A 13,394-nucleotide genomic window follows, 5' to 3' on the forward strand; every position below is an offset into this window, starting at 1 on the left:
GGGATGCGCCGTTTTGCCCTGATATTCCTGCCCTACATCTGGCTGCTGGCGCTCTTTCTGGTGCCCTTTCTGATCGTGATCAAGATCAGCCTGAGCGATATTGCCACCGCTATTCCGCCCTACACACCTACCTTGGATTTCTCGCAAGGGTGGCAGGGCATCAAGGCGTTTTTCAGTGCGCTGGATTTCGAGAACTTCACCTTTCTGACCACCGATGATCTCTATTGGAAATCCTATATTTCCTCGCTTCAGATTGCGTTTTTTGCCACGCTTCTGACGCTCTTGGTGGGCTATCCCATCGCCTATGGCATGGCCAATGCGCCGGATCACTGGCGCCCAACCTTGATGATGCTGGTGATTCTGCCGTTCTGGACCAGCTTTCTCATCCGCGTCTATTCGTGGATGGGCATCCTCTCGACCGAGGGGTATCTCAATCAGGTGCTTTTGAAACTCGGTGTGATTTCCGAGCCCTTGATCATTCTCAACACGCCAACGGCGGTCTATATCGGTATCGTCTACACTTATCTGCCGTTCATGATCCTGCCGATCTATTCCGCGCTTGAGCGGATGGATGGGTCTTTGTTGGAAGCGGCCGAAGATCTGGGCTGTTCGCGCCTTACGGCTTTCTGGTTGATCACTGTGCCCCTGTCGAAAACCGGCATCATCGCTGGCTGTTTTCTGGTGTTCATCCCGGTCATCGGCGAGTTTGTCATTCCCTCGCTTCTGGGCGGCTCGCAAACGCTGATGATCGGCAAGGTGCTGTGGGAAGAGTTCTTTAACAACCGTGATTGGCCGGTTGCCAGTGCGGTGGCGGTCGTGCTGCTGCTGATCCTGATCATTCCTATCGTGCTCTTTCAGCGCAACGAACAAAAGCAGCGGGAGGCCGAAGAATGAGACGGCTCACATGGTTCAATGCCACGTCGCTTACGCTTGGGTTTGCGTTCCTCTACCTGCCGATGATCATTCTGATCACCTATAGCTTCAACGAATCCAAGCTGGTGACGGTCTGGGCCGGGTTCTCGACCAAATGGTATGGCGAACTGTTCAACAACCAGTCGTTTCTCGATGCTGCCTGGGTGACGGTCAAGGTGGCGGTTGCCTCTTCGACCATTGCCACGATCCTGGGCACCATGGCGGCGTTGGTGCTGGTGCGCGCTGGGCGGTTCTATGGTAGGACGCTATTTTCCGGCATGATCTATGCGCCCCTGGTGATGCCAGAGGTGATCACGGGCCTGTCGCTGCTGCTTTTATTCATCGGGATCGGGCTGGATCGCGGGATTTTCACCATCATTCTCGCGCATACCACCTTTTCGATGTGTTTCGTCTCGGTCGTTGTCTCTTCGCGCCTTGTGACCTTTGATCGTTCGCTGGAAGAGGCGGCGCTTGATCTGGGGTGCTCGCCTTTCGATGCCTTTCGGCTTGTCACCCTGCCGATCATCGCGCCTGCGGTGATCTCGGGCTGGCTCTTGGCCTTTACCCTGTCGCTCGACGACCTTGTGATCGCCAGCTTTACCGCCGGTCCCTCGGCCACCACGCTTCCGATCAAGATCTGGTCGGCGGTTCGCCTTGGGGTGTCGCCCGAGATCAACGCGCTCTCGACGATCATGATCGGGATCGTTGCGGTCGGTGTCATCTCTGCCTCGCTGATCACGAAACGGGCGTCCCTGCGCCAGCAAGCCGACGAACGCGCCGCCGTGCACGCATGAGTCGCGTTTTTCCGGCCCATACCTATGGCGAGGGGCCAAGAGCGCGCGGCTATTGGCAGACCACGGCAGAGATGCCCGATTTCCCGCGCGCAGAGGGGGAAATCACCTGTGATGTCGCGGTGATCGGTGCGGGGTTCACCGGCCTTTCGGCGGCCCTGCATCTGGCCGAGGCGGGGCAGGATGTGCGCGTGTTCGAGGCCGAAACACCCGCTTGGGGCGCCTCGGGGCGCAATGGCGGGTTTTGCTGTCTCGGTGGCTCTGCGGCATCGGATACGATGCTGCGCAAGATGCATGGCGAGCCCGCCCGCCGCGAATACCGGCAGAGCGAGGGTGAGGCTGTGCGCTTTACCCGCGCCCTGATCGACGCCCATGGGATCGTGCCTGACATCCATTCCGATGGCGAGACCGTGCTGGCGCATACGCCCAAGGCGGCCGCAGGCTTTGCCGAGCGTGCCGCGCGGATCAAGGCCGATTACGGGGTTACGCCCAGGTTCATTCCCGGTTCCGAGCTAACCCAGATGGGGATGAAGGGGCCGTTTTACGCGGCGCTCACCACGCCCCTCGGGGTGGCGCTCAATCCGTTCAAATACACGCTTGGTCTGGCCGATGCCGCAAGGCGCGCCGGTGCGCGTATTTATGCCCATTCACGCGTGACCAGCATCAGCCAGACCAGAGGTTTTGCCCTCACCACGCCGCAGGCCCGCATCACCGCCCGCCGCCTGATCGTGGCCACCAATGGCTATTCCTCGGATGACCTGCCCGGGTGGATGCGCGCGCGCTATATTCCGACGCAATCGAACGTCATCGTCACCCGCCCCCTGACCGAAGATGAACTGGCGGCCCAAGGCTGGACCACGCGGCAGATGTGTTATGACGATCGCTTCTTCCTGCATTATTTTCGCCTGATGCCCGACAATCGCATGCTCTTTGGCATGCGCGGGGGGCTCTTCAGCTCGCCCGGGTTCGATGCCCGGATGCACCGCACCATCCGGCGGCATTTCGAGGCGATGTTTCCCGCCTGGGTGCATGTCGAAACGCCGCATAGCTGGAATGGCCTGCTTTCGCTTGCGCCTGATCTGACACCCTATGCCGGGCCGATCCCGGATATGCCGGGGGCCTTTACCGGCCTGTCCTATCACGGCAATGGCGTGGCGATGGCGAGCTATGCCGGGGGGATCCTTGCCGATCTGGCGATGGACCGGAGTCCGCGCGCGCTCTATCCCGAGATCATGCGCAAACCGCCGCGCAAATGGCCACTGGGACGGTTCCGGCGTGCGATGCTCTGGCCGCCCTATGCCTTGGCCACACTGACCGGCGGCTGAGTCATTCGGGCGTGCGGGCAGAGCGCGCCTTGTTCCGCCTTATGCCCAATTGCCGTTCGCGCAAGATGATGAGAATTCCCGCCAGAATGACCAGAGATGCGCCCGTCAGCATGGCGCGCGTCGGCACCTCGTCAAAGATGAAATAGCCGATGCCAAGCGCAAAGAGGATCGAGGCATAATCGAATGGGGCCACCACGCTGGCATCCGCAAAGCGGTAGGAGGAGGTCAGAAAAATCTGTCCAAGCCCGCCCAAAAGCCCCGCCATGACAAGCAGGCCGAATTCGGGCCCCGAGGGTATGACCCAGCCGAACGGGATCGTCAGGAGTGACAGAAGCGTCGAAGTGATCGAGAAGTAGAACACGATTGCGCTGGTTTCCTCGGTTTGGACCAGCTTGCGCACGTAAATTTGTGCAAGTGCTGCGCAGATCGCCCCCGTGAGGGCCAGCATCGCGCCAACCGCCTGCATGGTTTCCACTGTCGGACCGCTGAGCGCCGTCAGGCGCGGTGCCAGAACGATGAGCACCCCACCAAGCCCGAGCGCCACCGCGCCGATGCGCACAACGCCGACCTGCTCGTTGAGAAACATCGCGGCAAAGATCACCACCAGGAGCGGCGCCGCATAGCCAAGTGCCGTCACCTCGGGCAGGGGCAGCATCCCCAAAGCGGCAAAGCCAAGGCCCATGGCCGCCGTGCCGACGAACCCACGCCAGAAATGATTGAGCGGCGAGGTGGCCTTGAGCCCGGTGCGCAGGTCCCCGCGCAGCGCCAGCCACAAGAGGATCACCGGAATGGCAAAGAACGAGCGGAAGAACACCGCCTCGCCCGGCGGCACATGCGCCGCCGTGGCCTTGATCAGCGATGACATGGTGATGAAGAGCGTCACCGAAATGAGCTTGAGCGATATTCCCGTCAGAGGGCGCATGGTCTTGGCTCCTACGCCCTCTGTTCGATGTCAGGCGTCGGTTTCTGCGGCCTTGCGCGGCAGCACCCAATCGGCGCGCGGAAAGTGGCAGGTATAGCCCTGCGGGAACCGCTTGAGATAATCCTGATGCTCGGGCTCTGCTTCCCAGAAATCCCCGACCGGCTCGACCTCGGTCACGACCTTGCCGGGCCACAGACCGCTGGCCTCGACATCGGCAATGGTGCGCAGCGCTTCGGCTTTTTGCGCGTCGTCGCAATAATAGATCGCCGAGCGATAGCTGAGACCGATGTCATTGCCCTGCCGGTTCACTGTGGTCGGATCATGGATCTGGAAAAAGAATTCGAGGAGCCGCCGATAGCTGATGCGCGCCGGATCAAAGAAGATCTCGATCCCCTCGGCATGGGTCCCATGATTGCGATAGGTGGCATTTGCCACATCGCCGCCGGTATACCCCACGCGGGTCGAGATCACGCCCGGCAGCTTGCGGATCAGATCCTGCATGCCCCAGAAACATCCCCCCGCCAGAACGGCGCGTTCGCTCATGTCACATCCTCCACCTGATCGAGATACGCTGCGTATCCCTCTGCTTCCATGTCGTCGCGATGAATGAATCGCAGGCTTGCCGAGTTGATGCAATAGCGCAGGCCGCCCCGATCACGCGGCCCGTCCGGAAAGACATGCCCCAGATGGCTGTCCCCATGCGCGCTGCGCACTTCGGTCCGGATCATGCCAAGGGTGAAATCGTGCAACTCCTTCACATGCGCGGGTTCTAGCGGCTTGGTGAAACTGGGCCAGCCGCAGCCGGATTCGTATTTGTCCGAACTTGCAAAGAGCGGCTCTCCGCTGACGATATCCACGTAAATCCCCGGCTCCTTGTTGTGCAGGTATTTGCCGGTGCCGGGATGCTCTGTCCCGTTCCTCTGAGTTACCCGGAATTCCTCGGGGCTGAGAGCCGCGATTTTTTCCGGCGTCTTGTGATATTGGGTCACGTCTGCGCCTCCTGTGATGGTCACATGCTATCAGATGGATCGGCGGTGGAAAAATCAAATAGGGGCGCGGTGATCCGGTGATCACAAGATCGCGTATTACATAAAAACAGGAGGATACCATGCGGTTCATCGCTATCTTGTTTGCGAGCGTCTTCGCGGTACCGGCCTTGGCGCTCGATCTTGATGCGCCCTTTGGCAATATCGACGGGGGCGAAATCCGGCTCTCGGATTGGGTGGGCCAGCCCGTGCTCGTGGTCAATACCGCCTCGCGCTGCGGTTTCACCCCGCAATATGAAGGGCTTCAGGCGCTCTATGATGCGTATCGCGACCGTGGTTTGGTGGTGCTTGCCGTGCCCTCGGACGATTTCCGGCAAGAGCTGTCGAGCGAGGCGGAGGTCAAGGAATTCTGCGAGGTCAATTTCGGGCTCGACCTTCCGATGACGACCATCACCTCGGTACGGGGCGACGCGGTCCATCCGTTCTATGCCTCGGTTCTGGCTGAAACCGGGTTTGCGCCCAGCTGGAACTTCAACAAAGTTCTCATCACCCCAGAGGGCGAGGTCGCAGGCACTTGGGGTTCGACCACGCGACCGACCGCGGGAGCGATTACGAAAAAGATCGAAGCGATGTTGAACTGAGGCGGGCTTGCCTGCCGCGGTACTCCTGTTTCTCGGTACCGATGAGATGCAAAGCCCCGGTGTTTCCACCGGGGCGAGCATTGGCGTGCATGTACGTGAGTGATGGCCCAGCCAATTACCAAGAAACAGAGTCTGGAGAACAAGTATACCTATCCACACGGATATATTTCGCAGAAGAACCGGCGTCTTTCACGGGGAATAACCGCGGAGCGCGAACCGTAAGGGAAACCTTACCTCTGCGGGCCATCTAGTCCGCAGTCATGAAAAAAGCCCCGGCGTTTCCGCCGGGGCCTCTTTTCTCCTCTAAAGAAGCCTTATTCGGCTTCTTTGTCGCCCTTCTCGGGCACGATTTCTTCGCCGGTCACCTGATCGACCACCTTCATCGACAGGCGCACCTTGCCGCGATCGTCAAAGCCCAGGAGCTTGACCTTCACGTCCTGACCTTCCTTGAGCACGTCGCTCGGGTGGTTCAGGCGGCGGTTCTCGATCTGGCTGACATGCACCAGACCGTCGCGTTTGCCAAAGAAATTGACGAAAGCACCGAAATCCACGAGCTTGACGACCTTGCCGTCATAGATCTTGCCTTCTTCCGGCTCTGCCACGATCGACCAGATCATGTCATAGGCCTTTTTGATCGACTCACCGTTCGGAGAGGCGATCTTGATGATGCCCTCGTCGTTGATGTCGACCTTGGCCCCGGACACTTCGACGATCTCGCGGATCACCTTGCCGCCCGACCCGATGACTTCGCGGATCTTGTCGGTGGGAATCTGCATGGTCTCGATGCGCGGTGCGTGAATGCTGAACTCTGCCGCACCCGACAGCGCCTTGTTCATCTCACCAAGGATGTGCAGACGACCGGCCTTGGCCTGTTCCAGCGCCTTTTTCATGATCTCGGGCGTGATGCCCGCAACCTTGATGTCCATCTGGAGCGAGGTGATGCCCTCGGCGGTGCCAGCCACCTTGAAATCCATGTCGCCCAGGTGATCTTCATCGCCCAGAATATCCGACAGGATCGCAAAAGAGCCGTCTTCTTCGAGCACGAGGCCCATGGCCACACCAGCGACTGAGGTCTTGAGCGGCACACCAGCATCCATCATCGACAGCGACCCGCCACAGACCGACGCCATAGACGATGACCCGTTCGATTCGGTGATTTCGGACACCAGACGAACCGTGTAGGGGAAATCGGTCGCGGGCGGCAGAACCGCCTGAAGCGCGCGCCAAGCAAGCTTGCCATGGCCGATTTCACGGCGCCCCGGAGCGCCAACGCGTCCGGCTTCGCCCACCGAATAGGGAGGGAAGTTGTAGTGTAGCAGGAAGTTCGATTTGAAATTCCCGTGCAGCGCGTCGATGAACTGTTCGTCATCGCCGGTGCCAAGCGTGGTTACGACCAGTGCCTGCGTTTCGCCGCGTGTGAACAGCGACGACCCATGGGTGCGCGGCAGAAGGCCGGTTTCGCAGACGATGGGGCGAATCTCGTCCAGACGACGCCCGTCGATCCGGTTGCCATTCTTGACCACATCGCCCCGCAGAACCGCCGATTCCAGCTTCTTGAACGCCGAACCGAGGTTTTCGTCTGCCAGTTGCTCTTCGCTCAGCTTGGCCTTGATGGCCTCGCGGGCTGCGGAAATCGCATGGGTGCGTTCCTGCTTGTCGCGAATGGCAAAAGCGGCACGCATCTGCTCTTCACCGGCCGCTTTCACGGCTGCATAGAGATCAGAGTAATCTGGCGGGGTGAAATTGAACGGCTCTTTGGCACATTCTTCAGCCAGCGAAATGATCAGATCACAGACCGGCTTGATCTGCTCATGCGCAAAGGTGACAGCGCCCAGCATTTCCTCTTCGGTCAGCTCGTAAGCTTCGGATTCCACCATCATCACGGCGTCTTTGGTGCCGGCCACAACCAGATCAAGACGCTGCTCGGGGTTGTTGCGCAGATCGTGCATGTCGTCGATCTCGGGGTTGAGGATGTATTCCCCATCCACAAAACCCACGCGGCACCCTGCGATTGGACCCATGAACGGCGCGCCCGAAATTGTCAGGGCTGCAGAGGTTGCGATCAGCGCTACGATATCAGGGTCATTCACCAGATCGTGACTGAGCACAGTGCACATCACCAGCGTTTCATGTTTGAAGCCCGGCACGAACAGTGGGCGGATCGGGCGGTCGATCAGGCGCGCGGTCAGTGTCTCTTTCTCAGAGGGCCGTGCCTCACGCTTGAAGAAGCCGCCGGGCACCTTGCCTGCGGCATAGTATTTCTCTTGATAATGCACGGTCAGCGGAAAGAAATCCTGACCGGGTTTTGCCTCTTTGGCAAAGGTTACGTTGGCCATGACCGAGGTCTCGCCAAGCGTGGCAATAACCGTCCCGTCCGCCTGACGGGCGATTTTGCCAGTTTCCAGAGTGAGGGTTTCCTCCCCCCACTGCATCGATTTTTTCGTCTCTTTGAACATCACGTTTCCTAAGTTGGCCGGTCCGGGCGTATCCCGTCGGGCCCATTTGCATCCGGGGCCGCATTGCCCCGCGGCTTTTGGTTCTTCATCCTGCATTCCCGGCAAAGCCGGACCGGGACAGCAATCGGATCATACGAAAACCGCGCCCTTTTGGAGGCGCGGTATTTTGTCTTAGCGGCGGATGCCGAGGCGCTTGATGAGGTCCTGATAACGGGCCTCATTCTTGCCCTTGAGGTAGTCCAACAGTTTGCGGCGCTGTGCGACCATCATCAAGAGACCACGACGACCGTGGTTGTCTTTCTTGTGGGTCTTGAAATGCTCGGTTAGCGTGGTGATCCGCGAGGTCAGGATCGCAATCTGCACTTCGGGCGAACCGGTGTCGCCTTCTTTGGTTGCGAATTCCTTGATAACGCGTTCTTTTTCTGCAGCAGTAATCGACATCGGGGTCTCCTTGCATAAAAGTGTCGGGCACAAGCCGGGATGTCGTCCAGCAAGGTCCATGGAATACCCTTGGGACCATGCCCAAAGGATACGCGCGTATAGGGGAAAAACCCTGAAATGGAAAGCGTGAATCGCGACGCCCCGCGCGTCTGCGGCTAGAGACCGCGGATCACCGGCAGAGCCTCGCGTGGAAAGAGCGCGATATGGTCCAGCGTGAGGCCTGTGGCATTGCCAATCGTGGCAATCTGCACCCCGTTCAGTAGCAGCGCTTGCGCCGTTTCACCCTCAGGTCCGCGTTCAAGCGTCAGGTTCGGCTCAACCCCCGCCTGAGCCTCATAAAACACAAACAGTCGATCCTCTTCGGGGTGGAAATCGAGAATTTTTGCCGCCTGACCATCTGTGATCCAATCCCCTATCATCACAGTGTCGCTGCCCGATCCGGAATCGACCAGATCACCTTGGCCTGCAAGGATCACATCATCCCCTCCGCCGCCATTAAGGAAATCCCCGCCATCCGTATCGTCGAGCGTGCTTGTTGCCGGATCATCGCGCAGGCCCAGGATCACATCGTCGCCCCATCCACCCCAGAGGGTGTCGCGCCCCGGACCCCCGTGCAGCGTGTCATCGCCGATGTCGCCATGCAGCGCATCGTCGCCCGCACCCCCGCGCAAGAGATCGTTGCCGGCGCTGCCGACCACGCTGTCATTGCCTTCGCCGCCAGATAGATCATCATGGCCATTGTGGCCAAAGAGGGTATCTGCGCCCGCGCCGCCGAAAAGGGAATCCGCCCCGTTTCCGCCGTGCAGCACATCATCGCCGATATCGCCGGACACGAGATCATCGTCCTCGCCGCCAAGCAAGATGTCATCCCCGGCGCCGCCGGAAATAGTGTCCTGCGCACCCGAGCCGTTGATCTGATCGTCTAGGGCGGTTCCGGTCAGGGTCTCTGACTGGGGTGTCCCGCTTATGATTTCCCCTTCGCCCGCGGGGGCATTTGGCCCGATCACGGTTTCCAGCAGATCCGGCGCTTCGTCAGTCTCTTGTGCCTCTGCGCCGTGATCCTCGGTTTCCTCGGACACAGGCTGTAAACCCACAAATGCCGCCGCGCCGACAGCAACCATCCCCAGAAGACCCGCAAACATCAACATCGCACGCCACTCACATTGACCCGCGATGATTAGACGCCCGGCGCACCGAACTGGCAATTGCTTATGAACTCTGTGGTTAACGCCTTAGCGGCCCGGCGGGACCACCTCATAACCCTGTTCCTCGGGCTCATCATCCACCATTTCGGCCGGAAATCCCGGCGCGCGAATGTCGAGGCCGGTCGCCTCTTCCAGCCGTTTGATGATGTCATCGGACTGCGCGCGCTCGCCATAGCGCCGGATGCCATCGTCGAAGATCGAGATCATCAGCGGCGAAATTTCCAGCGGCACGCCTGCGTCGTCGGCGATCTTCTGGAAGAGGCCGATATCCTTTTTCACCAGATCCATCGTAAAACTGATGTCGCGGCTTCCGTTCAGAATGACTTGGCTTTCGGTCTCATGCACAAAGGAATTGCCGGAACTGATCTTGATCGCCTCGTAGGTTGTCGCGAGGTCAAGCCCCGCCCCCTTCATCGTCACCATAGCCTCGCAGAGCGTCAGCAGATTGGCGGTGGCGAGATAGTTGGTCATCACCTTGAGCAAAGAGGCGCTGCCGATCTCTCCGGTGTGCAAGAGCCGCCGACCCAAGGTCTTGAGCAGCGGCAGAATCCGCTCGAACGTGGCCCGGTCGCAGCCCGCGAAGATCGAGATATTGCCGGTATCCGCCCGATGGCAGCCACCCGACACGGGGCAATCCACCGCCGCCCCGCCCGCTGCGATCACGAGCCCGCCCAGACGGCGGATCTCATCTGCATCGGTGGTGGACATTTCCATCCAGATCTTGCCGGGCCCGACCTCGGGCAGCATCTGTTGCATGACGGCATCGGACGCGGCAGGCGAGGGCAGGCAGGTGATCACCACGTCGCAATCGCGCATCATCTGTGCCGGGCTTGTGGCCGCTTTGGCCCCGCGCGCGACAAAGTCGGCGACCAAGTCGCCGTTCAGGTCGTGCACCGTCAGATCATGGCCATTGCGCAGCAGACTGCCCGAAAGTTTGCCGCCCACATTGCCTAGCCCGATGAAACCAATTTTCATGTCTTTTAATTCCTCTCCCTGCGCCTCTCACTGGGCGACTCCGCGCAGACTTTTGCGATTCTGTTCCGAATTGCAAAGCCATTTGCGACAGCATTGGGGAAAAGATGGTCAGCGTCGCCGCAATGTGTCGCCAAGGCTCAGCGTTGGCTCTAGCGTGACGCGCACCGGCGCGCTGTCGTCGGGATTGGCCGCGCGGGCGGCTATGATCTCGGCGGCGCGCCGTCCGATTTCCAGACGGCAGGCGTCCATCGTTGCAAGGGCCCGCGGCAAACCTTCCAGAAGCTCGACGCCGTTGAAACCCGCAAGCCCCATATCTTTGGGAATGTCGATGCCCTGCTCGAGAAGGTAGAGAAGCCCACCCGCCCCGATCATGTCGTTGGAGTAGTAGAGGAAATCGAGATCCGGCGTGCGCCGCAGCATCTCGGCGGTCATTTCGCGCCCCTTGAGAAGCGCCGAACCGCCGGAATAGAATTCATGATCCGCCATCTCGATCCCGGCCTTGGCCAGCGCCTCGGTAAAGCCCTCGAACCGTTTGCGCGCCCGGTGATCCAGCGGCATCTTGGTGCCCATGAACCCGATCCGCCGATAGCCGGCCTTGATGATCGCCTGCGCCATTTGCTGCCCGGCGCGCCTGTGCGAAATTCCCACGACCGAGTCGATGGGCGTGCCGTCCACATCCATGATCTCGACCACGGGGATGCCGCTGGCGCGCAGCATGGCGCGGCTGGCATCCGAATGTTCCAGCCCCGCGATTATCACGCCAGAGGGTCGCCATGAGAGCATCTCGTAGAGGACCTTTTCCTCTTTCTCAGGCCGATATCCCGTAAGCCCCACCACGGGCTGCAACTCGGTTTCCTCGAGCACCCGGCTGATGCCGGTCATCACCTCGGGAAACACCATGTTCGACATCGAGGGGATGATCACGGCCACCAGATTGACCCGCTGACTGGCCAAGGCACCCGCGATCTTGTTGGGCACATAGCCGAGCCGCTTGGCCGCCTCGAGCACGCGCTGGCGTGTGCCATCCGATACATCGCCCTTGTTGCGCAGAACCCGGCTGACCGTCATCTCGGACACGCCTGCGGCCTCGGACACGTCGCGCAGGGTCAGGGGGTGTCTGTCATGCTGGGTCACGGGGGGATTGTCCACAAGGTCCTGAACCTTTGTTACCGCGAACACCGTCGCAGGATCAAGCTGCCTGCGCGAATCCACTTCAAAACGTCGCGGCGCGGAAATCGGACGATGACAAACGCCCCTACCCGCGCTAATCAGGTGCCCGCGTGGCCCCGTGGCTCAACAGGATAGAGCAGCCCCCTCCTAAGGGGCAGGTTGCAGGTTCGAATCCTGCCGGGGTCACCAAATTATTATTTAAAATCAAATGACTGTCAGATTTACCTTGGAGCTTCATGCAGCAGTTTGCATGATTATTCGGTCCGTTTCGCACGGAATCCGGCCTTCGCCTGTACAAAACCTGTACAAGCTGCCGCTCATCGCGCATTCACTGCCCGGTGCAGGCCAAATGAAAACCCCGGCTCGGCGGCAACCGAAACCGGGGTCGAAGTTCAAGTGAAAGTATCCGACTTTCCCTACGCTTATAGCATCACCAGAGAGATGCCGTCCAGAAAAGAGGTGCGGTCATGACGCAGCACCTCACACATGGCGGTTTGCCGGATGGTATGACGCGCTGGGAGTTCTTCGGATTGATAGAGAGCGCCCGGCGGCAGCTTGGTCTCAGCAAAGGTGCTATCGCCTATCTGAAAGTCGCGATCTCGCGCACGATGGACGAGGATTTCCTTGCTGGAAACATTTGCAGCTTCTGGACCTCGGTCACAAAAATTGCGGCGCAGGCGGAACTGGACAGACGACAGGTCGCGCGCATTGAGGCTGATCTGGTCGAGCGGAGGCTACTGGCAAAAACGGCGTCAGACCACAGTCGGCGTGCTGGTTCCCGAAGAGACGGCAAAGTCGGCCATGAATTCGGGATCAACCTTGCGCCCCTAATTGTGCGTGTCGCTGAGATTCAGGCTGCTGCTCGAAAGGCGGCCTTTGAAAAGGAGGAGGCAGAGCGCCTTCGCATTCGGATCAAAAAGCTTTTTGGGGACCTTCGCAGGTTGGGCTCAGATGGCGCGATGGAGGCCGCCGAGGAAATCCTGCCAAACCGCAGACCGTCGACCATTCATAACTTCGAGCGACTGAAACAAGTGACCGAAGCTCTGGAAGCGGTCTGGGAAGATTTTTCTGCGGAAGTCAGTAGGGGTGAAAAGTCCCACCAGTGCGACATTTCACCCGCACTCAATACAAGTAAAGAAAATATCAATAAAACCTGTAGGGTCGCGATACAGCGCGATACTCAGCCGGTCCGCACAACGCCTGCCCAAGTGGCGTTGCTGGCCAGCAAGCCGTTTCAGGAACTGATCGAATTGTACTGGAGCGCCGTGGACAACCGTGGCCTGCTGAGTTGGAGAACAATCCAGATGGCCGCAAGGGATCGGGCCGATCAGCTAGAGATAAAGTCCGACGTCTGGCAACGACAATGCGGAATGTTGGGGGAGGAACGGACGGCGCTGTGCCTCATGATCGCGGATCGCAACTCTGAACGTCTGGATGGCTATCGGGTTCGGGATGCCGCCGCCGCGTTCATCGGTATGGTACGATCAGAAGCGCGTCAGGGCGCTGTCATTAACAGCCTGCTCGGGGAACTGATCGGTAATGCGGGAGGGCAGAGAAATGGCGCTTGATA

12 protein-coding genes, 1 tRNA gene and 1 pseudogene are annotated in these 13,394 nt (G+C 59.7%); 6 read left to right on the plus strand and 8 right to left on the minus strand.

The annotated features are described in order from the left end of the window. Positions 1-3 precede the first annotated feature (3 nt). From ROSMUC_RS18905 to ROSMUC_RS18915, 3 genes are read left to right on the plus strand one after another with little or no spacing between them, the layout of a single operon-like run. On the plus strand, positions 4-894 hold the full coding sequence (locus ROSMUC_RS18905) for an ABC transporter permease subunit (protein ID WP_037276278.1): 891 nt from the start codon (positions 4-6) through the stop codon (positions 892-894). Beyond that, positions 891-1,706 carry an ABC transporter permease gene (locus ROSMUC_RS18910; RefSeq protein WP_037276285.1) on the plus strand — a complete coding sequence of 272 codons (816 nt, stop codon included), beginning with the start codon at positions 891-893 and terminating at the stop codon, positions 1,704-1,706. The genes ROSMUC_RS18905 and ROSMUC_RS18910 overlap by 4 nt, the downstream gene beginning before the upstream one ends. Then, on the plus strand, positions 1,703-3,028 hold the full coding sequence (locus ROSMUC_RS18915; protein ID WP_037276287.1) for an NAD(P)/FAD-dependent oxidoreductase: 1,326 nt from the start codon (positions 1,703-1,705) through the stop codon (positions 3,026-3,028). Before ROSMUC_RS18910 ends, ROSMUC_RS18915 begins: the two co-directional genes overlap by 4 nt. Position 3,029: 1 nt before the next feature. Here ROSMUC_RS18915 and ROSMUC_RS18920 read toward each other — a convergent pair whose 3' ends face one another. The 3 genes from ROSMUC_RS18920 to msrB are packed head-to-tail and all read right to left on the minus strand — an operon-like array spanning position 3,030 to position 4,939. After that, positions 3,030-3,950 (minus strand): DMT family transporter, encoded by a 921-nt coding sequence (locus tag ROSMUC_RS18920; RefSeq protein ID WP_037276290.1) that lies wholly within the window; start codon positions 3,948-3,950, stop codon positions 3,030-3,032. 30 nt (positions 3,951-3,980) lie between these two features. Further along, entirely contained in the window at positions 3,981-4,493 is a 513-nt protein-coding gene (gene msrA, locus ROSMUC_RS18925) for a peptide-methionine (S)-S-oxide reductase MsrA (protein ID WP_037276292.1), read from the minus strand. Next, positions 4,490-4,939, minus strand: a complete 450-nt coding sequence (gene msrB / locus ROSMUC_RS18930) for a peptide-methionine (R)-S-oxide reductase MsrB (RefSeq protein ID WP_037276862.1) — start codon at positions 4,937-4,939, stop codon at positions 4,490-4,492. The genes msrA and msrB overlap by 4 nt, the downstream gene beginning before the upstream one ends. 119 nt (positions 4,940-5,058) lie before the next feature. Here msrB and ROSMUC_RS18935 point away from each other — a divergent pair, with 119 nt between their 5' ends. Beyond that, on the plus strand, positions 5,059-5,577 hold the full coding sequence (locus tag ROSMUC_RS18935) for a glutathione peroxidase (protein ID WP_037276295.1): 519 nt from the start codon (positions 5,059-5,061) through the stop codon (positions 5,575-5,577). Positions 5,578-5,891: 314 nt separating this feature from the next. Here the strand turns inward: ROSMUC_RS18935 and pnp are convergent, their stop codons facing one another. The 5 genes and pseudogenes from pnp to ROSMUC_RS18960 all read right to left on the minus strand — a co-directional run bounded on the left by pnp (position 5,892) and on the right by ROSMUC_RS18960 (position 11,788). Then, entirely contained in the window at positions 5,892-8,033 is a 2,142-nt protein-coding gene (pnp, locus tag ROSMUC_RS18940) for a polyribonucleotide nucleotidyltransferase (protein WP_037276863.1), read from the minus strand. A gap of 171 nt (positions 8,034-8,204) precedes the next feature. Further along, on the minus strand, positions 8,205-8,474 hold the full coding sequence (gene rpsO / locus ROSMUC_RS18945; RefSeq protein ID WP_037276298.1) for a 30S ribosomal protein S15: 270 nt from the start codon (positions 8,472-8,474) through the stop codon (positions 8,205-8,207). A gap of 155 nt (positions 8,475-8,629) precedes the next feature. Beyond that, positions 8,630-9,616 carry a calcium-binding protein gene (locus tag ROSMUC_RS18950; protein ID WP_245875241.1) on the minus strand — a complete coding sequence of 329 codons (987 nt, stop codon included), beginning with the start codon at positions 9,614-9,616 and terminating at the stop codon, positions 8,630-8,632. A gap of 90 nt (positions 9,617-9,706) precedes the next feature. Further along, positions 9,707-10,663: pseudogene (locus ROSMUC_RS18955) on the minus strand (NAD(P)-dependent oxidoreductase); the annotation flags it as partial. Positions 10,664-10,762: 99 nt separating this feature from the next. Next, positions 10,763-11,788, minus strand: a complete 1,026-nt coding sequence (locus ROSMUC_RS18960) for a LacI family DNA-binding transcriptional regulator (RefSeq protein WP_037276865.1) — start codon at positions 11,786-11,788, stop codon at positions 10,763-10,765. A gap of 148 nt (positions 11,789-11,936) precedes the next feature. Between ROSMUC_RS18960 and ROSMUC_RS18965 the strand changes: the two genes are divergently transcribed. Together ROSMUC_RS18965 and ROSMUC_RS18970 are read left to right on the plus strand one after the other, a co-directional pair. Next, a tRNA-Arg gene (locus ROSMUC_RS18965) sits at positions 11,937-12,013 on the plus strand. A gap of 278 nt (positions 12,014-12,291) precedes the next feature. Next, entirely contained in the window at positions 12,292-13,392 is a 1,101-nt protein-coding gene (locus ROSMUC_RS18970; RefSeq protein WP_102106029.1) for a helix-turn-helix domain-containing protein, read from the plus strand. The last annotated feature ends 2 nt before the right edge of the window (positions 13,393-13,394 follow it).

Origin of the sequence: Roseovarius mucosus DSM 17069 (genome assembly GCF_000768555.3) — a bacterium.
GTDB classification, from domain to species: Bacteria; Pseudomonadota; Alphaproteobacteria; order Rhodobacterales; family Rhodobacteraceae; genus Roseovarius; species Roseovarius mucosus.